The following is a 25,866-nucleotide window of genomic DNA, read 5'->3' as shown; positions in this document are numbered from 1 at the left end:
TTGATTAGTTCACTAAAAGAATCTTGCATTTCTATCTATTTTTAAAATACAAATATCGAAATTTAATATTTCCCCACAACTTTTAGACTTGATCCAATACTTCCCCTTAAATAGATATATAGGAGTAATAGCATTAAAATTATTGAGTTATTATCTGTTTATAAAATTTCATAAAAGATATAATTTTAGCTTTTATACGGTGTAAGTTAGCTACTAAATTTCGACAGTAAGCTTTTGGGACAATAATTACTCGTTCATCATCCTCATTAAGTCAACTTCTTCGATTATTGTAAAGTTGCGTTTGGTTTGCTCGATGTGTGAAATTTTGAATTTTAAGTCAACAACTATTCCTTTTTGAAATTAACTTAATGGAACGGTGTTGTTTAGGTTTAGAAATAATCTCTTCTAAATATAAACGAAATGTTGTAGCTTCATCTTTGTAAGGAGTCCTTTTTAAATATTAAAAATTAATTTTGGCTAAGTAAATTTGTCGAAAAATATGGTTTTAATCTTAGATTTTTACACGATTTTTAAAACACCTATAAGACTTATTTATTTTTTTTACAAGTTTAAGACTTAAAATACGATTTCGCTATTTGTGTTGTTAATAAAGTGCTTTTATATATATTTTTCAAATTTAATACACTGTAAATATATGATTTGTAAGTATTTAAATTTTTTATTTTTAGATTGTTAAATTTATATTAAAATTCAATTTGCTCAATGAAAATAAAACTTTACTTTTAATAATTAAATTTTTAAAATAAAGACAAAATCGGCTGTATGAAAAAAAAATACATTTATTTTTATTATTTCTTTTTCTTTTTAAGTTTTTCGCTAAATTCAAAAAATTTAGACAACCTTGTAAATTTACATGATATCAATTTTAAGCTTTATTCTAAATTAATATCTACAGATTCAATTAAAAAACAAAAAAAGAAGTCCAAAGTAGTTCGGACTTCAGCGATTTTGGCTGTTTTGCCTAGCCCATTTTCGACTGCTGGGAGCTCGTGTGGAGACGGTATTAATCCAGTTCAAGTCAATGTCTATGCTTTTGGAGCAAATGGTAATGAGACGATTGAATGGTTTGCTTCTCAGTCATCAGTTATACCGATATACACGGGAAATATTTACAGTCCAAGTATAAGTTCTACTAAGACTTACTATGTACAGAGCCGATTAGGTTCTGATGTTAGTTTCCGTGTACCTGTTGTTGCTTCTATATATGTCGTTCCGCCTGCAGTGACATTAGCTATTTCTCCTTCAACTTCTATTTCCTCTCCATTGTGTTTGGGTACTTCTACCACATTTAATGCCACTGGCGGTGCAGATCTATTTGAATTTTCAGTCGATGGCGTCGTAAAACAAAGTATGTCATTAAGTAAAATATTTATCACAAATACTTTAACAGATGGTCAAGTTGTTAGAGTTCGAACTAGATATGCAGTGAGTTTTGATGGTAATATTACCGAGAAAGCATGGGGCACTGGAGCACTTGAAGATAATTTTCTTTCTGCTCCTTTATCTTCTAACGCGACTTCAGCATATATAAATTCTATAAAAATAAGTCCCACAGAGGACAAATTAACTTTCGGAGTACTTGGTAAAGTTCTAAGTGGTAGAAAAATTTTATTATTTTTGGATACTAAAGTAGGGGGGTTTAATGTTTCAAATTATGGTGATGAAAATGGTGGGTTTCCTTTAGTGAATGCATTTAATTTTTTTAATAACAATCCAAGTACGTTTGACTCTTATTTCCAGGCTGATTATTGTTTAGCTATTGGAACAGATGTGGGAGGAAATAATTATAGTGCTGATATTATTGAACTAAGAACTGGAAATTCTAAAAAGACTAATATAGGAGTTGTTGCCTCAGGAAGTCCATCTTCAGTACTGGGGATAAATAAAAATAATGTTGGGATTACCGATTACAGTTTAGGATTTGAAGTTGAAGTTTTAAAGTCTCTTATTGGTTATACAACGGGGGATATTAAATTTTTTGCTATGACTTTAGTAGATCAAGATGAAACAAATTATTCCGTTACCAATTCTTTTCTAAGTCCAGAAAAAGCGAGTAATTTAGATTTCGGAAATGCAGCAGTAGATTACAATCTTAAAGATCCAAATCCTGTTGTAGTTGCTTCAGCGGCATTAACACCATGTTATTCAGAGGCAAATATTGTAATGAGTTTTGTTGAGAGTCCAACATTAGCTACTGTTGGAGAGAGTCAGTCTAAATGTAGTTTTACAAGTAATCCTTTGGGTGGCAATACACCGTCAGTTGGTATAGGAACTTGGACTAAAAAATCAGGACCTGGTAGTGTTAACTTTAGTGATAGTAGTAATGGATCTTCAACAGCTAATGTAGATGTTCTTGGTACTTATGTGTTTACATGGACGATTTCAAACGGACAATGTGTTCCATCTTCTGAAGATATTACAGTAGAATTCAATTTCACCGCTCCTCCTGTCATTGGATTGGTTACGCAACCGACGTGCGAGAGGAACTATGGCAGTATCGTACTGAATGGCTTGCCTGCAATAGGCACATGGGTTATCACCCCTTCTCTGGGAGCCCCAATTTCTGGATCTGGTAGTAGTTATGAATTTAGCAACCTTCCATCATCAGGAATGTATACTTTTACAGTTACTGGCATAAATAATTGTTCTTCTGTTGTATCAGAGTCAATTACTATCAATGCTATTCCAACACCTCCAGTTGAACCAACCGCCGTTAGCGTAGTGCAACCAACTTGCGCGACTCCATCAGGAAGTATTTCCATCACGACACAATCGGGAGTAGAATACAGTTTGGATGGCACAACGTATCAATCTTCGAATACTTTTTCAGGATTGGCTCCAAATAATTATACTTTGTATGTAAGAAACACAGCAGATAATACGTGTGTTACGCCCACATCATCTGTAATTACGATTAATGCGGTTCCACTTCCTCCAATTGTTCCGACAACGGCGAGCGTAATGCAACCAACTTGCGCGACTCCATCAGGAAGTATTTCGATTACTACACAATCAGGAGTAGAATACAGTTTGGATGGCACAACGTATCAATCTTCGAATACCTTTGCAGGATTGACTCCAAATAATTATACTTTGTATGTAAGAAACACAGCGGATAATACGTGTGTTACGCCTTCATCAGCAGTTATTGCAATTACTGCGGTTCCACTTCCTCCAATTGTTCCGACAACGGCGAACGTGGTGCAACCAACTTGTGCAATTCCATCAGGAAGTATTTCCATCACGACGCAATCGGGAGTAGAATACAGTTTGGATGGCACAACGTATCAATCTTCGAATACTTTTTCAGGATTGACTCCAAATAATTATACTTTGTATGTAAGAAACACAGCGGATAATACTTGTGTTACGCCTTCATCATCAGTAATTACGATTAATGCGGTTCCGCTTCCACCAATTGTTCCGACAGCGGCGAGCGTAGTGCAACCAACTTGCGCGACTCCATCGGGAAGTATTTCCATCACGACACAATCGGGAGTAGAATACAGTTTGGATGGTACAACGTATCAATCTTCGAATACTTTTTCAGGATTGGCTTCAAATAATTATACTTTGTATGTAAGAAACACAGCGGATAATACTTGTGTTACACCTTCATCATCTGTAATTACGATTGATGCGGTTCCGCTTCCTCCAATTGTTCCGACAACGGCCAGTGTAGTGCAACCTACTTGTGGAACTCCATCGGGAAGTATTTCCATCACGACACAATCGGGAGTAGAATACAGTTTGGATGGCACAACGTATCAATCTTCGAATACTTTTTCAGGATTGGTTCCAAATAATTATACTTTGTATGTAAGAAACACAGCAGATAATACGTGTGTTACGCCTTCATCATCTGTTATTACAATTAATGCGGTTCCGCTTCCTCCAGTTGTTCCAACAATAGCTAGCGTGGTGCAACCTACTTGTGGAACTCCATCGGGAAGTATTTCCATTTCCACACAATCGGGAGTAGAATACAGTTTGGATGGTACAGCGTATCAATCTTCGAATACTTTTTCAGGATTGGTTCCAAGGAATTATACTTTATACGTAAGAAATACAGAGGATAACACTTGTTTATCTCCGTCATCGACTGCTATAACGATCAATGCTATTCCAACACCTCCAGTTGAACCAACCACTGCTAGTGTGCTGCAACCTACTTGTGGAACTCCGTTCGGAAGTATTACAATCACAACACAAGCAGGAGTAGCCTACAGTTTAGATGGAATAACGTACCAGATCTCGAATGTCTTTTCAGGATTGGTTCCAAATAATTATACTTTATATGTAAGAAACAAAGCGGATACCACTTGTATAACTCCGTCATCGACTGCTATAACGATTAATGCTATTCCAACACCTCCAGTTGAACCAACCGCCGTTATTGTGGTGCAACCTACTTGTGGGACTCCTTCAGGAAGTATTACAATCACAACACAAGCAGGAGTAGCCTACAGTTTGGATGGAATAACGTACCAGAGCTCGAATGTATTTACAGCATTAGTACCAAATACTTATACTTTGTACGTTCGAAATACATTGGATACAACTTGTGTAACTCCATCATCGACTGCTATAACGATCAATGCTATTCCAACACCTCCAGTTGAACCAACCACGGTTAGTGTAGTGCAACCTACTTGTGGAATGACGTCCGGAAGTATTACAATCACAACACAAGTAGGAGTAACCTACAGTTTGGATGGAATAACGTACCAGCGTTCGAATGTATTTACAGCATTGGCTCCAAATACGTATACTTTGTACGTTCGAAATACGTTGGATACAACTTGTGTAGCTCCATCATCGTCTGCTATAACGATCAATGTTATTCCAACACCTCCAGTTGAACCAACCGCAGTTAGTGTGGTGCAGCCTACTTGTGGAACTCCGTCAGGAAGTATTACAATCACAACACAAGCAGGAGTAGCCTACAGTTTGGATGGAATAACGTACCAAAGTTCGAATGTATTTACGGCATTGGCACCAAATACTTATACTTTATACGTAAGAAATACAGCGGATACCACTTGTGTAACTCCGTCATCGTCTACTATAACGATCAATGCTATTCCAACACCTCCAATTGAACCAACCGCCGTTAGTGTGGTGCAACCTACTTGTGGAATTCCGTCCGGAAGTATTACACTCAAAACACAAGTAGGAGTAGAATATAGCTTAAATGGCACGGTATACCAATCTTCTAATTCATTTTCAGGATTACTTCCAAATACTTATACGTTATATGTAAGAAGTGCAACAGATAACACCTGTTTGCAATCATCTTTATCTGTGATTACTATAAATGCAATTCCAATTGCTCCGGCTATTCCTGTTGCCTCAGCTGTGGTTCAGCCAACTTGTTCGACACCAGCGGGAACAATTACAGTGACGCCGCAAGCAGGAGTATCCTACAGTTTGAATGGTACATCGTATCAAACATCCAATGTTTTTGCAGGATTAGCTCCAAACAATTATATAGTTTACGTGAGAAATAATGCTGACATTACTTGTTCCGTTCAAAGTCTTACAAGTATAACTATTAGTCCACTTCCTTTATTACCAGCAATTCCAACCCTAATGCAAGTCGTACAACCTACATGTTTGATGTTAGCTGGAAGTATTGCAATTAAAACACAAGTAGATGTCCAATATAGTGTAGGTAACGGGTATCAAAGCAGCCCTGTCTTTAATGATTTGACTCCTGGAAAATACATAATTAGTGTGCGCTTTGTAAATAGTATTGCATGTGTAGCTTTAGGTTCTGAAATTACGATAAACGCTATTCCTTCACCGATTCAATTTGAAACTAGAGGAGATTGTGAAAACAAAGAGTTTATATTGACCGCAAATCCATTAGCAGGATCTTATAATCCTAATGAGGTTTCGTATCAATGGAAGGATAAAGAGGGGAATCTTGTTGGAACTAATTCTAATGTACTAAACCTTACCGATGTAATTTCTTCAACTCCGGGAGCGCCAGTAGTATCTCCGGCGGTGTATTCGCTTACGATTACTTCTATGAGTACTGGATGTGAGACAACTTCTAATGTAACAGTAGAATCAATTTATTGCAACATCCAAAAAGGAATTTCTCCTGATGGAAATGGTTCAAATGATTTCTTCGATTTAAGTTTGATGGATGTTAAAAAATTGGAAATATTTAATAGATATGGTATTAAAGTTTACAGTCAGATGAATTATAAAGATCAATGGAATGGCCAGTCAAATAAAGGAGAAGATCTTCCAAGTGCTACTTATTATTACGTAATTGAATTCAATAGCGCTGAGCCAAAAACAGGTTGGATTTATCTAATCAGAGAAAAACAGTAATTAATGTATTTATTAGTCCACGTCAATTTTAAGTCGACTGATAAACTGAAAAATATATAGATATGAACAAAATAATATTGATGTCTCTTTTAGCTCTATACGCATGTTTAGATGTAAAAGCGCAACAAGATCCACATTATACACAGTACATGTATAATATGAATGTTATTAATCCCGCCTATGCTGGCTCTAAAGAAAGTCTTTCTTTTGGTCTTTTATATAGAAAACAGTGGGTGAATATTGAAGATTCGCCTGCTTCTTTTTCTATCTCAGGTCATGCACCGGCAGGCAAGAATGTTGGTGTAGGTGTCTCTTTTGTGTCGGATAAAATTGGTCCCGTAATAGAGCAAAATGTGTTTGGAGATTTTTCATATACATTGAAATTAGGGGATACTCAACGATTGGCATTTGGTGTAAAAGCGGGAGTTTCATTCCATAAAGTAGGTCTAAGAGATATTCAATCCAGTTTACCAGATCCTTCAGAGGGTGTTTTTGGAGAAGATATAAGTGATAGTTCATTGAATTTAGGAACAGGATTATTCTATTATACAGACAAATATTATGTAGCGCTATCACTTCCTAATATGTTAAAAGCAGCGCATTTAGATTATAACGGACGTGAGTATGGCTCAGATGTATCGCATTATTTTTTAACGGCAGGTTATGTCTTTGATGTTAATTATGAACTGAAGTTTAAGCCTTCCTTTATGCTGAAATCAGCTTTTAATGTAACTCCATCTTTAGATCTATCTGCTAATTTTTTATATCAGGAAAAATTTGAAATTGGAGCAACTTACAGGTTGCAAGATAGTTTTGGTGGAATGATTAATTTTGCAGTGACTCCAGAATTAAGAATCGGATACGCTTATGATCATATCGTTTCGGATTTAAAAGTTACCGCGCCTTCGTCACATGAATTCATATTGTTATATGATTTATTTGAGTCGAAAAAAGTGTCTCGTTCCCCTAGATTTTTCTAAAAATAAATTACTCAACTTAATGAAAAAAAATACAATATTATTGTTTTTTGTGTTAACGAGTTTTTCGCTTTGTGCACAAAATAAAGAGACTAAGAATGCGGATAAATTATTTGAAAGCTACGATTATGTTGAAGCAGCCAAAGAATATATCGCATTAGTCGAAAAAGGTAATTCCGATGCCTATTTGAGCAAACAGCTCGGCGATAGTTATTTTTATACGAAAAATACTATAGAATCTGAAAAGTGGTATGCAAAAGCAATACAATCGCAGCAAGATGCGGAAACTTATTATAGATATGCTCAAATGCTTAAATCTAACGGTAAATATGCGGAATCAAATGCCCAAATGAAAGCATTTTCTAAGGTTGCGCCTAATGATCAGCGGGCAATTACGTTTAATAAAAATCCAAATTACCTTTTAGATTTAAATGCGATAGAAAATCGCTTTGAAGTAAATAAACTTTCCGTCAATTCTGATAGATCAGATTTTGGAGCGGTTCTTTATGAAGATATTCTTTATTTTGCAAGTGCCAGAAATGAAAGCGGCAAAATTTATGGATGGAATGACGAACCTTTTTTAGATATTTATCAGTCTACGTATAAAGCTGATGGTAGGTATTCTGAACCAATTGCTGTTAATGAATTAAATAGTAGATTTCATGAAGGACCTGTTACTATGAATAAGGAGGGCTCTGTTGCTTATTTTTCCAGCGAGAGTTTTAAAGATAAATTATTTGACAAGGATAAAACACACAAAATCAAATTTGGTCAAGTAAATCTGTATAAAGCGATCAAAGAAAATGGAAAGTGGAGCAAAATAACTGCGTTGCCATTTAATAGTAAAAGTTATTCTGCGGGCAATCCGTCTTTAGATAAAGAAGGAAAAATGCTTTATTTTGCCTCCAATATGCCTGGTTCCGTTGGAGGAACTGATATTTGGAAAGTAAAGGTGAATAGCGATGGATCTTTTGGTACTCCAGAAAATTTAGGAATAAAGATCAATACCGTTGGGGATGAGAATTTTCCGTTTATGGGGGATGATTCCATTTTGTATTTTTCATCAAATGGCCTGACTGGTTTTGGAAGTTTAGACGTTTTTTCAGTGGATTTAAATACTGATGGAGAGCCACATAATATGGGTAAACCTATAAATACGGAGAAAGATGATTTTGCTTTTAGCTTCAACAAAGATAAAAATATAGGATATGTGTCTAGTAATCGTTTTGGTAAAGATCATATTTACAGTGCGATTCCAATTTGTAAAGCTCAGATTTTTATTGTGGTTAAAAATGCGAAAACAGGAGCGCTTTTAGCTAATTCTAGAGTGTTAATTTTGGATACCGCCACTACTATTTTAGATACTCAGCTGTCTAGTAATGCTGGTGAAGTACTTTATGATTTATCCTGCCTAAAGTCATATACGATACAAGTTTTCAAAGATGGTTATGTTACAAAATCTTTTCCAGCCAGCAGTAAACAAGGGGTAATTACACTAGAAGTGGCACTGGAGCCAATTGATGTGGTTGTAACAGAAACAGAAATCCTTTTGAATCCCATTTACTTTTATTCTAATAAGAGTGATATTACGGAGCGTGGTGCAGTAGAACTTGATAAATTGGTTTATGTAATGGCGCAAAACAGTAATTTACAAATTGATGTTAAGTCTCACACGGATTCTAGAGGCTCTGACTCTTATAATTTAGATTTATCTGAAAGAAGAGCACAATCAACTGTTGCGTATATTATATCAAAAGGAATCAGTTCAGAAAGAATTTCTGGGAAAGGATATGGGGAATCTATACCTAAAATTGATTGCCAAAATAACTGTACGGAACTAGAATTTGCACTAAATAGACGTTCGGAATTTATGATAAGAAATAAATGATTTAGTTCTAAAACACAAAAAAAGGATGCTGTAAAGTATCCTTTTTTTGTACAATTTATTTATTAAAAGGAAGCTTTGTTATTCAAATATTAGCCATGAATCGTTTCTTGCTTGCCATAATTACTGATGATGGATGTTTCAAAATCAATCCACTCCTGCCAGCGTTTGTCCACATTGACGTTGTCTGCATATTTCCTTGCAAAACCTAAAAATGTGGTATAGTGTCCTGCTTCGCTAATCATTAAATCACGATAAAACTTAGCTAATGCCGCATCTGCAATGTTTTCAGAAAGTACTTTGAAACGCTCACAACTTCTGGCTTCAATCATCGCCGAAAACAACAATCGTTCGCACAAAGCATCATTGCGACTCCCGTCTTTTTTCATGAACTTGAATAATTCATTCACGTAATGATCCTTGCGTTCTCTTCCCAGTGATAAGCCTTTACTTTTGATTAAGTCGTGTACCATTTGCAAATGTTCTAATTCTTCTCGAGCAATAATCATCAATTCGGTCACTAATTCTTCTTTTTCCGAATTTTGTGTGATCAAGCTGATGGCATTCGAAGCTGCTTTTTGCTCACACCAGGCGTGGTCTGTCAAAATTTCTTCAATATTTGACTCTACTATATTAACCCATCTTGGGTCGGTTGCTAATTTTAATCCTAACATTTTAATCGAATTTATGTGGCTACAAAATTAGTCTTTTCTTCCTGATTTATACCGCGATAACCTAAATGCTTTGTGACTTTGCTGTCAAAATAAGTGGGGCGTGCCATCAAAAAAAATGGCTAAAGCTACATTCCGGCTAGCCATTTTTTTGCTGTCGGGCTATCCGCTACAAGACCTCATTCTGCTTTCGCTGCGCTCCACCACAATTCCGGGCTTTCCACTACTGTCCCTCACGCGGTCTAGTGCAAAGTACAGTTAGCCATTTTCAATAGAATTTACAATCCTGTAAAGTTACAATCCGATTTTAAAGTAGTATTTTGCAGCACTAATTTACAACTCACAAAAAGTGCAATCACTCTTAATTATCGGTTTTGTTTGGCCTGAACCCAACTCCTCTGCAGCAGGCGGAAGAATGATGCAATTGATTTCGCTGTTCCAAGAACAAGGATTCACAATTACCTTTGCTTCTCCTGCACAAGACAGTGACTTTATGATAGATTTGCAACCGTTTCAAGTTGACAAAAAAACAATTGTGCTCAACTCAGAGAGTTTTGACACGTTTGTCCAAGAACTTAATCCAACTGTAGTTCTCTTTGATCGTTTTATGATGGAAGAGCAGTTTGGTTGGCGCGTGGCTGAAAAATGTCCAAACGCACTTCGAATTTTAGATACCGAAGATTTACATTCTTTGCGTCTCGCCAGACAAAAAGCATTCAAGGAAAATCGTGAATTCAAAACAACAGATCTACTTGTTGAAGAAGTAGCCAAACGAGAAATAGCCAGTATCCTGCGTTGTGATTTATCTTTGATAATTTCCGAGTTTGAAATCGAAGTGTTAACTAGGATTTTCAAAATCGACACCTCGTTGTTGTATTATTTGCCGCTTTTATTAGAACCGCAAGCTGTTCTAAATTTAAATACAACACTATCATTTGAGAGAAGAAAAGATTTTGTTTTTATTGGTAATTTTCTACATGAACCCAACTGGAACGCGGTGCAATATCTCAAAGAAACGATTTGGCCCTTGATTAAAAAACAAGTACCTGATGCTGTTTGTTGCATATATGGTGCGTACCCTTCACAGAAAGTCTTGCAATTACATAATACAAAAGAGGGATTCTTAATCCTCGGTCGTGCGGTTAATGCGCAGGAAGTAGTCAAACATGCCCGGGTTGTTTTAGCGCCTTTGCGTTTTGGAGCAGGTATAAAAGGAAAATTACTGGAAGCCATGCAATTTGGTACGCCAAGCGTTACCACCACCATTGGCGCCGAATCGATGCAAGGCAATTTGCCTTGGAATGGTTTTGTTGAGGACAATTGTATGATTTTTGCCAATAAAGCGGTGTTTTTATATCAAGATGAAAAAATTTGGCTTGAAGCCCAACAAAACGGATTCGAAATAATCAAGCAACGTTACATGCGAACGTTGTTTGAAACCGAGTTTAAAGAGCAAATACAAACGTTACAAGAAAATCTGCCACAACATCGTTTGAATAATTTTATGGGTGCTTTACTACAACATCATACTCTAAAAAGTACGAAGTACATGTCGAAATGGATTGAAGAGAAGAATAAAAGTTAGTAGTTATAAACTTTTGTAGCATGAAAAGTTATTCAAATTAGATAATTACATTCAACGCATTACTTTATTCAACAATAGCAATCGCTTCAATTTTGATGAGCCAATTTTTATTTCCTAAAACGGCAACACCTACCAAGGTGCTTGCTGGAAAGTCAGCATTTCCTATAAATTTATTTCTAATTTTTCTAAAAATAGGTAAATCAAGCTCTGAATTAAAATTTACAATATAGGTGTTCATTTTTACCACATCCTTAAAAAGTGGCATTGCAATTTAGTAGTTGCTTTTATAAATTCTCAAAAGTTGTAAATGTTTGTAATTCTAAATTAGCACCAATTCCAATTTGTCCTGAAATATAAATAGTTTTAAAACTTCCAGTTTGTATAATAACCGCTTGAGAAAGCCATCATTTGGATCGATATTGTGTTTATCAATCATTTTGTAATAAATTAAATACTTCGTAAAATTAATATTTTATTTGCTGAAAATGATTTTAAACCAACGCTTAAGTAATAGTATTTTGATAACATTAAACATATCTGACTATTTTATTATAATATGAAAATTCATTTTCTACAGGAGATAGTAAATTAGCTAGAGCGTAGTTACGACTGCAAACGACTTAAAAAATCAAGCAGATTGAAATGAAGTTTAAAAATTAAAGGCAATTTGTTTTAGTTTGTATCTCGATTATTTTTAGTCATCATTTCTTCTTATTATTTGTTATGCTGCAAGTTTTTCAGCGGAGTAGTTCGCATATCGTGGGGTGCTTTCAGTGCGATAGACACGATGGTATTGTCTTGTGAAAACATAGTAAATTTCGTAATCGGGTATTTCTGCAATTGTAATTGGCTTTACTTATAGGTCATTTGGTCGTTTTCGCATGAGGGATAGCAACGGCATCCTCTTATGAAGCGATAGCGTAATAAAAGATAAAGCGCATAGCCCGACCTCACTGCAACGATAGTGGAAGTGAGGACATGCCCAAAAACAAAAAACCCATCTTGTTCTGAAGAACGAGATGGGTTTAAATTTGTAAAGAATCAGTGGTTATGCAAGCATGGTCACTGGATTTTCAATGTATTGTTTCAATGTTTGTAAGAATTGTGCTCCAGTTGCTCCGTCGATTGTGCGGTGGTCGCAAGCAAGAGATAACATCATGGTGTTTCCAACTACGATTTGGCCATTTTTAATTACCGGTTTCTCTACAATTGCTCCTACGGATAGGATGGCAGAATTAGGTTGGTTGATAATCGAGTTGAATTCGACGATACCAAACATTCCTAAGTTAGAAACCGTAAACGTACTTCCTTCCATTTCTGTAGGCAATAGTTTTTTGTTCTTAGCTCTTCCTGCAAGATCTCTTACGCTTCCGCCTATTTGAGATAAACTCATAGCATCTGTAAATTTCAATACAGGGACCACTAATCCATCTTCAACAGCTACAGCTACTCCAATATTTACATGGTGATTAATTGTAATGGCATCTTCTTTCCATTGAGAATTGATTTTGGGATGTTTTTTCAAAGCCATCGCACAAGCTTTAATAATCATATCGTTAAAGGATACTTTAGTATCTGGAACGGTATTAATTACTGCTCTTGAAGCCATTGCGTCATCCATCGCCACTTCTATAACTAAGTTGTAATGTGGGGCGGTGAATAATGATTCAGCCAAACGTTTAGCGATTATTTTTCGCATTTGCGAGTTCTTAATTTCCTCCGTAAAAACTTCTCCGGCTGGAACAAAAACTTTTGGAGCAACAGGTGCAGCGGCAGTTTCTACTTTTGCAGCAGGAGTTGCAGCAGTTTGCGGTGTCACAGCAGCTGGTGTAAAGTTTTCGATATCGCTTTTTACAATACGGCCGTTTTCACCTGAACCTTTCACTTGTGTTAATTGAATTCCTTTGTCACTTGCAATTTTCTTTGCCAATGGTGACGCTAAAATACGCTGTCCGTCTGTGGATGCTTCTTGAACAATTGGTTCGGTTTCTTTTTCTGTTGCAGCTACTTCTTTTTCTTCTGCTTCAGCAGGAGCAGCTTGTGGCGCTCCGCCAGTTTTATAGTTTTCAGCAATTCCACTAATGTCAGTCCCTGCAGGCCCAATGATTGCCAAAAGGCTATCCACTGGCGCAGTATTTCCTTCTTCGATTCCTACGTATAATAAAGTTCCTTCGTTGAAAGATTCAAATTCCATCGTAGCTTTATCAGTTTCGATTTCAGCAAGAATATCACCTTCAGCAACAGCGTCACCTACTTTTTTTAACCAAGTTGCTACGGTTCCTTCTGTCATGGTATCGCTTAAACGAGGCATTGTGATAACCACAACTCCTTTTGGTAACGAAGCAGATGAAGTCGCTGTCGTTTTAGTAGTTTCAGATTTAGCTGCTATTTCTTCAGTACCTTTTGTTTCTTCTTCAGATTTGGTTTCTTCTTTTACTGGTGCTGTACCAGCTGGTTTTCCGGCTAATAAAGCTGAAATATCCTCTCCTTCTTTTCCTATAATTGCTAATAAAGAATCCACTGGTGCAGTTTCACCTGCAGGTATGCCTATATGTAAAAGAGTGCCTTCATTGAAAGACTCAAATTCCATTGTTGCTTTGTCAGTTTCAATTTCGGCAAGGATATCCCCTTCGTTAATTTTGTCACCTACTTTTTTTAGCCAAGTCGCTACCGTTCCTTCCGTCATCGTATCGCTCAAACGAGGCATTGTAATTATTGTTGCCATAATTGATTTATAATTTATGAGGTAAAAATGGATAGTTTTCTTGTTCGTATACTACGTCGTAGAGTTGTTGTATTGGAGGGTATTCAGATTCTTCGGCAAATGTCACACATTCTTCTACTAAAGCTTTTACTCTTAGATCAATTACTTGGATTTCTTCTTCTGTAGCATACTTTTTATCTTTAATTACATCTAAAACCTGTGTAATTGGATCAATTTTTTTGTATTCTTCTACTTCTTCTTTTGAACGGTATAATTGCGCATCCGACATAGAGTGGCCTCTGTAACGGTACGTTTTCATTTCTAGAAAAGTAGGACCGTCACCACGACGTGCTCTGTCAATTGCTTCCGTCATTGCTTCAGCTACTTTTACAGGGTTCATTCCGTCCACGGGTCCGCAAGGCATTTCATACCCTAAACCTAATTTCCAGATATCCGTATGATTGGCTGTTCTTTCTACAGAAGTTCCCATTGCGTATCCATTGTTTTCAACAATAAATACAACTGGAAGTTTCCATAACATAGCCATGTTAAACGCTTCGTGTAATGAACCTTGACGTGCTGCACCATCACCAAAATAAGTCATAGTAACACCGCCAGTTTCAAAATATTTGTCAGCAAAAGCTAATCCTGCACCTACAGGAATTTGTCCTCCTACAATTCCATGACCACCATAAAAACGGTGTTCTTTTGAAAAAATGTGCATCGAGCCACCCATCCCTTTTGAAGTTCCGGTAACTTTTCCTAAAAGTTCCGCCATTACACGTCTGGGATCAACTCCCATACCTATTGGTTGAACGTGATTTCTGTAAGCAGTAATCATTTTGTCTTTTGTCAAGTCCATAGCGTGCAGTGCACCAGCTAATACTGCTTCTTGACCATTGTATAAATGTAGAAAACCTCTAACTTTTTGCTGGATGTATAATGCTGCAAGTTTGTCCTCAAACTTTCTCCAAAGCAGCATATCTTCATACCACTTTAAATATACTTCTTTTGTAACTTCTTTCATCTGAATTTTTCTTTTGCTAAAGTGTTATTGTATTATCAATTTGTACTATAACGCAAAATAGTTTCCTCCCACAAATTTGCGAAGTGCAAAAATAAGACATTCCAAGTAAGAACTAAAATTTAATAGGCAATTTTTGGAATTTTTACAAGAATTTTTTATCGAACATAAATGGAAGCAAGTTTTTCAGGGAATCTGATTTGTAAATGGCGCCAATTTCTCCCATAAAATAGATTTCTATTGGGCTCTCTTGTTTTATTTCATATTCTGCGATTGACTGCCTGCAAGATCCACATGGTGGAATAGGGGTTGTAGTTTGGTTCGTGTCCGATGCAGCGGTAATGGCCATTTTTAAAATTTTGGCTTCTGGGTAAACCGCTCCTGCATAAAAAATAGCGACGCGTTCTGCGCAAAGCCCTGACGGATATGCTGCATTTTCTTGATTTGAACCAAGTACAATTTTGCCATTATCTAAAAAAATGGCTACTCCAACTCTGAATTTGGAATAAGGAGCGTAAGCATTTTTTCGTACTTCAACGGCTTGTGTCATTAAATCCTGGATGTCATTTGGTAATTCCTGAATGGATTCGAACACTTTGAATTGTGTGGTAATTGTTATTTCTTTCATGCTTTTTTAAGGAAAAAAAATCCAAATTTCATCTCGATGTTTTGAGTTGAAATTTGGATTGTTAATTATTATTTTATTTTAGCTTAATATTCGTCATATTTATCTCCAAAATTGAAGGTCAATGAAAATCGAAGCGTGTTCTCTAGGGGGTTTTTAACTTTTGATGCTGAAAATAAATAAGAAACATCTACTTTGATGGTAGTGTATTTAAATCCTGCTCCAAGGGAGAAAAATTGTCTAGCACCTTTTAACGGACTTTCGTGAAAGTAACCCAAACGCATCGCAAAGGAATCTTGGTACAAATATTCTGCGCCAAGTGAATAAGTGAATTCTTTGATTTCCTCACTTAGCCCATCAGGAGCATCTCCAAAAGATTTAAATACGCCTGAGGTCCATCCTATAGATCGGTAATTATCATTGTTTTGGTTTCTTTCTTCGGGTGTTACCGTGCCGTCTCCATTTAAATCAGGATTCTGAGGTGTTGGAACAAGTAACTTATTTAGTTCAACATTTACTGCAACTTTATTATACTCGTCTAATATAAAATCAAAACCAGTTCCGATTTTTAAATTAGCAGGCAAGAAATTGTTGTTGAATTCATCATTATCATAACTAATTTTTGGACCTAGATTTTGAATGTTAAATCCAGCTCTCCATCTCCCGTTGAATTCATTATAGGCTATTTCTTCGGACTGAAAGAAACCAGCAACATCAACTGCAAAAGAACTAGCTGAGGAGGCATCATTATTGTCTGAAGCTACTTTTAAATTCGAATTAATGAATCGTCCAGCAATAGCCATGGAGAATTTTTCACTTAGTTTTAAGGAATAGGATCCGTCAATTGCAAATTCGTTTGGAGAGACTATGGGGAAATCTTCGTTTTGTTCTCCCGTCTGTCTTAGTTCGATGTCTCCAAAACCAAAATAGCGAATGCTCCCGGCAAAGGCACTTCGATCATTCAATTTTTGAAAATAGGTTAATTGTCCTAATGAAATGTCATTTGCTATATCAGTAAGATATGGTGTATAACTGAGCGAAAATCCTTGTGCATCTGTTGAAAACGCATATTTAGCTGGGTTCCATTGCTGCGAAAACGCATCGGCAGATGTTGCGACTCCCATATCAGCCATACCGGCTGCTCTTGCATCAGCAGCTACAAGTAAAAACTGAACGCCGGGCACTATAACGCGCTCCTGTGCTTTTGCAAAGGAAATAAGTAAGAGGAAAATTAAAAGAAATATTTTTTTTTTCATTCTAGTGGTACTATTTAGTTAACAAATATAGTATATTATTAAAGTATTACAAGTTTTTCAAATTTTTCACTTTTCTTATTGGTCAAGGTTGATTTTACGGTTAGCTTGTATACGTAAACCCCTTTTCCTAATCGGTCGCCAAAATCATCTTTACCATCCCAACTTACTTCTTTTGATAAAAAACCTTCTGTCGTAATAATTTGATTTTTTGTCCAAACTATTTTCCCCGTTATTGTCAGTACTTGGACTTGAACTTCTAATGGTTCATATGGTCTATTGTGTGTAAACCAAAACTCGGTGTAGCTGACAAATGGGTTGGGGTAATTTAATACATGCGTTAAGGTTATCGTTTCATCACCTACTACAATAAATTGAATCTCAGCTGTGATTGGGTTGTTGTATACGTCCCAGGCTTTGAATGTAATGGTATGTAATCCTGGAGCTAAATTACGTAATGGAAACCGAAGTGTTCCTCTGGTAAAATCGTCCAGTTTAGTTTGATAATAATCGTTTAAAACAAAAGGATTGCTGACATCTCCATCTAATACGGCAACAATGTCATGTCCTATTCCACTAGCTGTATTTATCCCATTTTCGTCTTCAAGATTCGCAACAAGAAAAGGTGATTCGTTTGTTGTGCCTCCAGAAACAAATGTTTCATCATTCATATATAACTTCACTCTTGGGCTAATATTGTCTGCAGTAGCATTTTCGTTTATTCCCCCTATTTTTATGGTGGAATCGTACCCAGTTTCATTTTGTAAAAGCTGATTTTTTTTGGAATAAAAGCTAATCCTTCCATTGGCTAATGGGACTCTGATGTCTCGAGGTACGACAAAATTAAATTCAAATTGGCCGTTAGTTACTGTTGCATTTCCTCTAAATATTGTTTCTCCTAAGACGTTAAAGTTAATTGGAGGACTATTTCCGTCGTTGTTATTGGTTGTTCTGCTGACCGCCTTGTCGAAAATAGTAGTAGAAACTTCCCCACTGTAGTTGGTCAACGGATTGTTGTTTTCATCGCTAACTTCTCCTGTTAGTTTTATTTTTGATAGTGATTTGAAGTCGTCGATGGCTTGGCTGACTGGAATATCATTTACTTTGGTAAGTATAATTTTTGGTTTTGGTATAGCAAGCATTATTGCTGGATCACCAATATAAAAAACAACATTGGTAGCTGAATTTGGATTGCTATTTTTAGAGATTCGCAATGCTTCTGCTATTGATTGGTACTGATTTGATCCATAGGATAATAAGTTTTTTGTTAGCCCATCATTAAAGTTTTCAGCACTAAATTGACCAATAGAACGTATGGTAGTAATCATTGCGATTGCTCCTCCTTTTGGGTTCCAGTAGGTATATTCTCCAGCCGTTGGTCTAAATGGGTTGTCAAAACGAGAAAATTCACACGTAATCGTTATGAACAAGGGATATTTGTATTGATTGCTTAAGTTCTGCCCGTCTGATTTTTCCCAAATACGTTCTGCTGACAAACCGTCTTCACCACCATGGCCTAAATAATTGAACACCAAAGCTCCTTTTTCGAAAGCATTAAAAAAATCAGTTCTTGCTTTTGGATATCTGGAACCCCCAGCAGAAGCTTCTTGCGCATAGGAATCTAGTAAAATCTTATTTACATTCAAAAATGGCTTCTCTGAAGATATCGTAATTGCCAGTCCATTTTGTCTATTTTGTAAACTGGCATCTGACGGTATATCGGAGTCATCAGAAACCAAAACAAAGTTGTTTCTCCAGCTCCCGTAAGATTTCGCATCATGGTATTCAAGCACTTTATTTACCATTTCATCAGCCTGTTTTGCGTCATTTACCAACATTCTGCCCACTGCGACGTCGATTCCTCCAAAGAAGGAGACAATATTTCCTTCGGAGGAATCCATTAATCCAAAAAAATCATCTGAGGCAAAAGAGGATTCTCCTGTTGTACTACTGTTTAAAGAATGATAAATAGGTACGACATTCGTATTGTTTACGATCCTATTTTTGAAATCATAAGATGCATCACCAAAAAGATTAATATATTTTACTCTTTTAATGCTCGTTGACGCATTTTCATAAATGTATTTTATGCAGTTTCTTATCGCAGCAATATCCTGTTTTCCAGAAGAGAATTCTTGATATATTAATTCTAAAGGAATTACTTTGACATTTAAATTAGAATAGTTGCGATGGAAATTAGCTAATTTCTCTGCTTGTGAAACTAAAGAAGAGGGCGAAATAATAACGTAATCTATATCTTGAAATTGACCCTGGCTATTTTTAAATAAAGTCCCTTTTAGATTTTGATTGGCAACTTTTGATTTACTCTCTTTTAAAGGAGTGTAATAATCTGTGGCATCAACTGCTACGTACTTTCTGAGTTCGCCCAAATTGGCTTTGAAACTGAATGTAGGCTGATTTGTGTTTTCGATTTTGGAAACGGTGTAAGGATCAGTGATATCCCAAATCTGATTAATTCCTGTAGCATTAGAAAGTTCATAATTTACAATGCCTAAATTTGAACCGGACTGATCGTACTGAAAATGAAATTGCTTTCCATAGCCTTGAAGTTTTCTTTTGGCAATCAGCCTAATATTATCTAGAAAACCTTTGGAACCGGGAACGCCGTTATTGTTGTACTTTAATTTTATTTTTGTGTTTTCTGCACCATTAAAATTGGAGTTATTGGGTAGAACACCTAAGATAAATTCGGTTCCAGAATTGCTGCTCAGTGCAGGAAAGGAAATTGTACCCGCTACATTTCCGTTTGCAGTTACGCTAAAGGAGGTGTTTGTGAAAGCTGCAGAGGCTGCTGTTAGCATTATTTTTACAGGAACGGAGGTGTCAATATTTGGAAAAATAAAGTCAAATTCCTGTTCGTTTTTTACTTCAAATGATTCACCAAACCATTGTCGGCCCAAACGTGCAATGTTGACAAGATCTTGTTCGTGGAATTGATAATCATCAAATGACGTTAAATTCAACGTACTATTTCCCGTAGGTTGCGCCATTGAAGAAATTCTCTTTCCATCAGCTCCTTCGGCGTTAATGTAATAATAAGATTTGTTATCATATAAATTAAGGTGCGTTCTGCTTTCCTGATTCCAAGTGTCTACTCCTTCAGCATAAAAAAGGATATAATCTTCGTTGTTCAAAATGCCGTCACTTTCACCGTTAATCTGAATTGCATTTTCGATTAAATCATTCGGATAAGATATGTTGTTTGCCAGAGGTAACATTCTACCGCCATTGCCAAAGATTTTTATTTTTCGGGGATTAATTGTAGTAACATCCAGTCCTAGTTGCTGTAGGAAGTTTTTAGATATCTTATATACACCGGATTTTTCTACATAAAATTGAAACCAGTTTCCACTTGCTAAAACAGTATTAGAGATTGTGTTTACTCTTTTTGTGGATTGCACTGTTTTAGCATTATTGTTTTGTATTTCATAAGAGAAGGATTTGATTCGTTTGAATCCAAAATCATCCTTTACGATGGGGGAAATACTGACAAATGCCTCTTTAAGGTCTCTTGAATTCGAGATGACTAGCGATGCGTTGATTGTTTTTGGAATGTTTTCAGAGGCTAAGTCGCCAAGCTGATCCACTGAAATTGATTCGTAGTTTATGTTGGTTATTTGCACCTTTCCTTGTTCAAAAAAAACGGACTCTTTCGTTTTGAAGGTAAAAAGTAATGTTTTATTGGAAGCATCGTAATGAAAGCTATTGCCTGTAAAATGGGGTATAATAACTTTAGAATCTCCATAAGACATTTCTTTTTTTTCTAACCATTCTATGGCAATGTCACCTTTAATTTGAGTAAAAGAAACAAGCGGAAGTAAGACTATAATGGCCAAAAGTATTTTTCTCATTATTTTTTTAACGGGATTAATAGTGGGTTATTATTAATTAGTAAAAATAAATCATTTCATGTTATTGTAAATAATAATTATTATAAATTTGCGTTGTATTAGATAATTTAATGTTAAAGTTAGATTTACAGATTTATTAAAAAAAGTTAGATGCTTGTTAATTGTTAATTATTATATTGCGTCACTAAAATTATTACCTACTAAAGAGTATGAAAGCAAACAGAATTATGGGCTTACAGTTGTTGCTATCAATCGTGTTGATTGTTGGTTTCTCCAGTTGCAGTAAAAAATCCAATTCAAAGAACACTTCGAGAGCTACAGGTTGGAACATGGATAGTAGAAAAGGTTCTAGTAAGAAAAAACAAGAAGCAGGACCTGGTTTGGTTTTTGTTGAAGGTGGTACCTTTACGATGGGTAAAGTGCAGGATGATGTGATGCACGATTGGAATAATTCGCCAACACAGCAGCACGTGCAATCCTTTTACATGGATGAAACGGAAGTGACAAATTCGATGTATTTGGATTACCTAGATTGGTTAAAAAGTGTGTATCCGCCAACGGAGGAAATATATAAAAACATATACGAAGGAGCTTCGCCAGATACTTTGGTTTGGAGAAATAGATTGGGTTATAATGAAACGATGACTAATAACTATTTAAGACATCCTTCTTATGCGGATTACCCCGTGGTTGGAGTAAATTGGATTCAAGCAACTGAATTCAGCAATTGGAGAACGCAACGTGTAAATGAGGCTCTCTTAGAAAAAAGTGGATATCTTAAAAAGAATGCAAAAACACTGGATGTGACAGCAGAAAGTAATTTTGACACAGAAACGTATTTAAATTCCCCTACTTCAGCTTACGGAGGAAATGAAGATATTGTTTTAAAAGGAGGGAAAGGAGCAAGAAAGTCACCAAAAGCTGGCAAAGACGGAACAGTTACTGAACCAAAAAATGTTTACGCACAACGTTCATCGGGAATACTTCTTCCAGAATATCGTTTGCCAACTGAAGCGGAATGGGAGTATGCAGCTGCTGCAGATGTAGGTCAAAGAGAATATAATATTTACAAAGGTCAGAAAAAATATCCTTGGTCAGGTGGGTACACACGTTCAGGAAAAAGACAAAGCCAAGGAGATCAATTAGCCAACTTTAAGCAAGGAAATGGCGATTATGGTGGGATTGCAGGATGGTCTGATGATGGCGCTGATATCACTAATGAAGTAAAGAAATATCCTGCCAATGATTTTGGATTATATGATATGGCCGGAAATGTAGCGGAGTGGGTACAGGATGTTTATAGACCTATTATTGATAACGAAGCAAATGATTTTAACTACTTTAGAGGAAATCAATATACTAAGAACAAAATTGGTGCTGACGGTAAAGTGGAGATTGTTACCAAAGACAACATGAAGTATGATACGTTGAGTAATGGTAGAATAATAGCCAGAAACTTTCCAGGTCAGATTGCTCAAGTGCCAGTTGATGAACAAGAGACTTATTTAAGACAGAACTTTGATAAAAGCGACAATATTAATTATAGAGATGGGGATAAACAATCAACCCGATATTATGATTTTGGCGATTCAGAGTCTGATGATGAAAAAGGAAAATCAGATAAAGTAATGTACAACTCTCCTAGACATAATGTTACAACGGACAGTTTAGGAAAAATGGTTAGAAAATATGATAAATCTAGCAAAAGAACTACCTTGATCAATGATGAATCTAGAGTTTACAAAGGCGGATCTTGGAGAGATAGAGCCTACTGGTTAGATCCAGCACAAAGAAGGTATTTTCCACAAGATATGGCAACGGATTACATTGGTTTTAGATGTGCAATGTCTAGAGTAGGGCCGAAAGCAGATAAGAAGAGATCAGCAAGAAATTAAATTTATAATTAAATAAAATAAAAAGAAAAGCCCTTTGATTAGGGCTTTTCTTTTTTTAAATCGTTTCAAATGGATATTAAGTACATTCATAGTTTGTTTTTAAAATGCAACTCAGTTTCAATAGATACACGTAATATTAAGTCTAATTCCTTGTTTGTTGCTATTAAAGGGGATCGCTTTGATGCCAATACATTTGCCACCTCAGCATTGGAAAAAGGAGCGTCTTATGTATTAATTGATGACGATTCTTGTTTTATCGATGAGAGAACTATCTTAGTGGACGATTGTTTGATTGCCCTGCAGGAATTAGCAAAATTTCATCGGGAGTATCTAAATTTACCTATAATTGCGCTTACGGGAAGCAATGGAAAAACAACCACCAAAGAACTTATTCTAGTTGTTCTTTCAAAAAAGATGAAAGCAAAAGCAACTGTAGGAAATTTAAATAATCACATTGGAGTCCCTTTGACATTGCTTTCGTTTACTTCAGAAACGGAAATAGGGATTGTTGAAATGGGCGCAAATCACAAAAAAGAAATTGAATTTCTATGCGAATTAGCAAGGCCAGATTATGGGTATATTACTAATTTTGGCAAAGCACATTTAGAGGGATTTGGTGGTGTGGAAGGAGTTATACAAGGAAAAAGCGAAATGTATCATTATCTTTCAAGTAAAGACAAGACCGTTTTCATAAACTTGGAAGACGCCATTCAAGTTAAAAAGTCAAAAAGTTTAAACACATATACGTTTGGGATTAATAAAGTAGAGGCAGCTGTAAATATTACGGACGTAAAAGCCAATCCTTTTGTTGAAATTAGTTATTCGGATCTATTTATTAAATCTCATTTGATAGGTTTGTACAATGCAAATAACATCAATGCAGCTTTGGCTATAGGAAAATATTTCGGAGTTCCTGACTGCGATATTAAGGAGGCCTTGGAGGGTTACATTCCTGAGAATAATAGATCTCAATTAGTATCAAAAGGGACGAATCAAATCATTCTGGATGCTTACAATGCAAATCCAAGTAGTATGATGGTCGCAATAGAGAACTTTTTACAATTAGAAAACCCAAATAAAATTATGGTTTTAGGCGATATGTTTGAGCTTGGTGACGAAAGTTTGCAAGAACATAAGGCAATTATTGCCATGCTGTCAAGTGAAGAAAATGTGAAATGTTATTTTATTGGTTCGGCTTTTTATCAAAATAGAACACTACAGGGTAATTTTTATTTCTATGAATCATTTGAAAAATTTTCAAATGATTTGCCTCGTGCAAGATTTGTCAATAGTACAATTTTAATAAAAGGCTCTCGGGGTATGGCATTAGAGCGGACTCTAGAACTGCTATAACGATACATGATTATTATTTAGATTTATTGCCATCACATAAAAAGGATGGCATTTTTAGGTTAATACCGTTTCGTTATAAATCACAATCATTCTTGTTGTTTAAGATTTTTTAGTAGGTATTCGAGTGGTTAGAAATTACAGTTGAATTGTATTTATTCTTATAGTTGATCGTTCGTAAACTAAAGTTTTTGTAATAGTGGACTATTGTTCTTCGCATCATCATTAATATTGATGCATAGGGCAGTTGTTTTTTTGTATAAATGCTGCTTCTTTTGGAAGGTTTTTTTTCGTTTGCCTAAGTGAATTCTTTATTATAAACCGAAAACAAGAATGATGATTTTTCAAAATAGTTCATTCATTTAATTTCTTATCAAAAATAAGCTAAATTGCATCTTTTAAAGAGCGTATTAATTACAAGTAAAAGTACATGTTAAAAGATGTTTTAGCTAATCAGGAGTCTTATCAGCCGGGTTTGTCGATAGATTGTGTGATTTTTGGATTTCATAACAATCAGCTTAAAGTATTACTTATAAAAACTAGGTATAGTGATCTATGGGCTTTGCCAGGAGGTTTTGTGTCGATTGATGAAGGTATTGATGAGGCTGCAGTCACGGTTTTATATGGTAGAACAGGACTGAAAGGGATCTTTTTAAGGCAGTTTTCTACATTTGGTAATGCTAGGAGGTGTAATGTTGATTTTAGTAATAATGTTTTAGACTTTTACGGGATACCTATAAGTGAAGGCAAATGGTTTGCAAGCCGTTTTGTCACTGTTGGATATTACGCATTGGTCGATTTTTTGCAAGCAATTCCACCAGAGGATGGTAAGAATGATGTTATAGAATGGATTGATCATAATGACGTGCCTGAATTAATTTTAGACCATAAGGAAATTTTAAATACGGCTTTGCAGACCTTGCGGATGGAGTTGAATTTGATGCCAGTTGGCTATAATCTACTTCCTGAAAAATTTACAATTCCCGAATTACAAAAATTGTATGAAACCATATTGGGCAGAAAGCTGGACCGCAGAAACTTTTTGCGTAAAATTACAGCAATTGGGATTCTAACAAAATTGAACGAAAAGAAAAGTAATGTTGCCCATAAAGCACCTAATTTATATAGTTTTGATAAAGAAAAGTATGAAGAGGTGGTAAAGAATGGATTAACACAAGGTTGGTAGTCTTAAAAGTAATTCAATTCGCTAGGCTGGAGCAATGAAGCTTGAGATTTTACTAGAATTTCTGATGTTCAAATAGAAAGGTTTTAGTAGGACCCGTTTATAGCAGAACTACAAGAAATGTTAAATGGGTTCAGAATTCAGACCAGTTGTAGTTTAAGATAAAGCAAATACTAGATCCGGTTTACAGCATAATTACAAGAAACGTTAAATGGGTTCAGAATTTAGAGCAGTTGTAGTTAAGGATAACGCAATTACTAGATCCGTTCTGTTTTTGATGTTGTGATTTACAAAATTCTATTTTAAAAAAAATAGCATAAAAAAACTCCATTATTTCTAATGGAGTTTTTGTGGGCGATGAGGGGTTCGAACCCCCGACCACTTCCGATAGAATCGGAATGCTCTAAACCAGCTGAGCTAATCTTTTTTTGAAATTAATTCCTGAATTTTAATTCTGCTTTTCCAAGATTTGATTT

14 protein-coding genes and 1 tRNA gene are annotated in these 25,866 nt (G+C 35.7%); 7 read left to right on the top strand and 8 right to left on the bottom strand.

From position 1 onward, the window contains the following. Window positions 1–783 precede the first annotated feature (783 nt). The 3 genes from BLS90_RS16110 (at window position 784) to BLS90_RS16100 (ending at window position 9,231) form a co-directional block, all read left to right on the top strand. Entirely contained in the window at window positions 784–6,366 is a 5,583-nt protein-coding gene (locus BLS90_RS16110; protein ID WP_091259448.1) for a gliding motility-associated C-terminal domain-containing protein, read from the top strand. Between the two features lie 62 nt (window positions 6,367–6,428). Beyond that, window positions 6,429–7,346, top strand: a complete 918-nt coding sequence (locus tag BLS90_RS16105) for a PorP/SprF family type IX secretion system membrane protein (RefSeq protein WP_091259446.1) — start codon at window positions 6,429–6,431, stop codon at window positions 7,344–7,346. Window positions 7,347–7,365: 19 nt separating this feature from the next. Continuing rightward, window positions 7,366–9,231, top strand: coding sequence for an OmpA family protein (locus BLS90_RS16100; RefSeq protein WP_091259444.1), 1,866 nt, complete (start codon window positions 7,366–7,368; stop codon window positions 9,229–9,231). 89 nt (window positions 9,232–9,320) lie between these two features. Here the strand turns inward: BLS90_RS16100 and miaE are convergent, their stop codons facing one another. Next, entirely contained in the window at window positions 9,321–9,902 is a 582-nt protein-coding gene (gene miaE, locus BLS90_RS16095; RefSeq protein ID WP_091259441.1) for a tRNA-(ms[2]io[6]A)-hydroxylase, read from the bottom strand. A gap of 346 nt (window positions 9,903–10,248) precedes the next feature. Here miaE and BLS90_RS16090 point away from each other — a divergent pair, with 346 nt between their 5' ends. Further along, a complete protein-coding gene (locus BLS90_RS16090; protein WP_245705131.1) occupies window positions 10,249–11,484 on the top strand; it encodes a glycosyltransferase in 1,236 nt (411 codons plus the stop codon). Window positions 11,485–11,548: 64 nt separating this feature from the next. On the opposite strand, the gene BLS90_RS16085 is transcribed toward BLS90_RS16090, so the two are convergent. From BLS90_RS16085 to porU, 6 genes are all read right to left on the bottom strand, one after another. Beyond that, window positions 11,549–11,749 carry a RidA family protein gene (locus BLS90_RS16085; RefSeq protein WP_091259439.1) on the bottom strand — a complete coding sequence of 67 codons (201 nt, stop codon included), beginning with the start codon at window positions 11,747–11,749 and terminating at the stop codon, window positions 11,549–11,551. 783 nt (window positions 11,750–12,532) lie between these two features. Further along, complete coding sequence (locus BLS90_RS16080) at window positions 12,533–14,209, bottom strand: dihydrolipoamide acetyltransferase family protein (protein ID WP_091259438.1); 1,677 nt, start codon at window positions 14,207–14,209, stop codon at window positions 12,533–12,535. Between the two features lie 7 nt (window positions 14,210–14,216). Then, window positions 14,217–15,215: a pyruvate dehydrogenase (acetyl-transferring) E1 component subunit alpha gene (gene pdhA, locus BLS90_RS16075; RefSeq protein ID WP_091259436.1), complete on the bottom strand. Its 999-nt coding sequence runs from the start codon at window positions 15,213–15,215 to the stop codon at window positions 14,217–14,219. Between the two features lie 142 nt (window positions 15,216–15,357). Then, window positions 15,358–15,840, bottom strand: coding sequence for a cytidine deaminase (gene cdd / locus BLS90_RS16070; RefSeq protein WP_091259434.1), 483 nt, complete (start codon window positions 15,838–15,840; stop codon window positions 15,358–15,360). Window positions 15,841–15,923: 83 nt separating this feature from the next. Then, window positions 15,924–17,093 (bottom strand): type IX secretion system outer membrane channel protein PorV, encoded by a 1,170-nt coding sequence (porV, locus tag BLS90_RS16065; RefSeq protein ID WP_091259432.1) that lies wholly within the window; start codon window positions 17,091–17,093, stop codon window positions 15,924–15,926. Between the two features lie 38 nt (window positions 17,094–17,131). Beyond that, entirely contained in the window at window positions 17,132–20,962 is a 3,831-nt protein-coding gene (porU, locus tag BLS90_RS16060; RefSeq protein ID WP_091259430.1) for a type IX secretion system sortase PorU, read from the bottom strand. A 209-nt stretch (window positions 20,963–21,171) separates the two neighbouring features. On the opposite strand from porU, the gene gldJ reads away from it, so the two are divergent. The 3 genes from gldJ to BLS90_RS16045 all read left to right on the top strand — a co-directional run bounded on the left by gldJ (window position 21,172) and on the right by BLS90_RS16045 (window position 25,393). After that, window positions 21,172–22,857 carry a gliding motility lipoprotein GldJ gene (gene gldJ / locus BLS90_RS16055; RefSeq protein ID WP_091259428.1) on the top strand — a complete coding sequence of 562 codons (1,686 nt, stop codon included), beginning with the start codon at window positions 21,172–21,174 and terminating at the stop codon, window positions 22,855–22,857. A 69-nt stretch (window positions 22,858–22,926) separates the two neighbouring features. After that, window positions 22,927–24,210: a UDP-N-acetylmuramoyl-tripeptide--D-alanyl-D-alanine ligase gene (locus BLS90_RS16050; protein ID WP_091259426.1), complete on the top strand. Its 1,284-nt coding sequence runs from the start codon at window positions 22,927–22,929 to the stop codon at window positions 24,208–24,210. Window positions 24,211–24,637: 427 nt separating this feature from the next. Continuing rightward, a complete protein-coding gene (locus tag BLS90_RS16045) occupies window positions 24,638–25,393 on the top strand; it encodes an NUDIX hydrolase (RefSeq protein WP_091259424.1) in 756 nt (251 codons plus the stop codon). A gap of 348 nt (window positions 25,394–25,741) precedes the next feature. Here the strand turns inward: BLS90_RS16045 and BLS90_RS16040 are convergent. Next, a tRNA-Arg gene (locus BLS90_RS16040) sits at window positions 25,742–25,813 on the bottom strand. Window positions 25,814–25,866: the final 53 nt, after the last annotated feature.

The sequence above is a fragment of the Flavobacterium omnivorum genome (assembly GCF_900099915.1).
Taxonomy (GTDB): domain Bacteria; phylum Bacteroidota; class Bacteroidia; order Flavobacteriales; family Flavobacteriaceae; genus Flavobacterium; species Flavobacterium omnivorum.
The sequence above is the reverse complement of the archived record's forward strand: the minus strand, read 5'-3'. Positions and strand labels throughout refer to the sequence as shown.

Excerpts from the sequence above, each read along its gene's own strand:
- BLS90_RS16080 (WP_091259438.1), bottom strand. The coding sequence starts at position 14,209 with ATGGCAACAATAATTACAATGCCTCGTTTGAGCGATACGATGACGGAA.
- porU (WP_091259430.1), bottom strand. The coding sequence starts at position 20,962 with ATGAGAAAAATACTTTTGGCCATTATAGTCTTACTTCCGCTTGTTTCT.
- BLS90_RS16105 (WP_091259446.1), top strand. The coding sequence starts at position 6,429 with ATGAACAAAATAATATTGATGTCTCTTTTAGCTCTATACGCATGTTTA.
- gldJ (WP_091259428.1), top strand. The coding sequence starts at position 21,172 with ATGAAAGCAAACAGAATTATGGGCTTACAGTTGTTGCTATCAATCGTG.
- pdhA (WP_091259436.1), bottom strand. The coding sequence starts at position 15,215 with ATGAAAGAAGTTACAAAAGAAGTATATTTAAAGTGGTATGAAGATATG.
- BLS90_RS16110 (WP_091259448.1), top strand. The coding sequence starts at position 784 with ATGAAAAAAAAATACATTTATTTTTATTATTTCTTTTTCTTTTTAAGT.
- BLS90_RS16100 (WP_091259444.1), top strand. The coding sequence starts at position 7,366 with ATGAAAAAAAATACAATATTATTGTTTTTTGTGTTAACGAGTTTTTCG.
- BLS90_RS16050 (WP_091259426.1), top strand. The coding sequence starts at position 22,927 with ATGGATATTAAGTACATTCATAGTTTGTTTTTAAAATGCAACTCAGTT.
- BLS90_RS16085 (WP_091259439.1), bottom strand. The coding sequence starts at position 11,749 with ATGCCACTTTTTAAGGATGTGGTAAAAATGAACACCTATATTGTAAAT.
- cdd (WP_091259434.1), bottom strand. The coding sequence starts at position 15,840 with ATGAAAGAAATAACAATTACCACACAATTCAAAGTGTTCGAATCCATT.
- BLS90_RS16045 (WP_091259424.1), top strand. The coding sequence starts at position 24,638 with ATGTTAAAAGATGTTTTAGCTAATCAGGAGTCTTATCAGCCGGGTTTG.
- miaE (WP_091259441.1), bottom strand. The coding sequence starts at position 9,902 with ATGTTAGGATTAAAATTAGCAACCGACCCAAGATGGGTTAATATAGTA.
- porV (WP_091259432.1), bottom strand. The coding sequence starts at position 17,093 with ATGAAAAAAAAAATATTTCTTTTAATTTTCCTCTTACTTATTTCCTTT.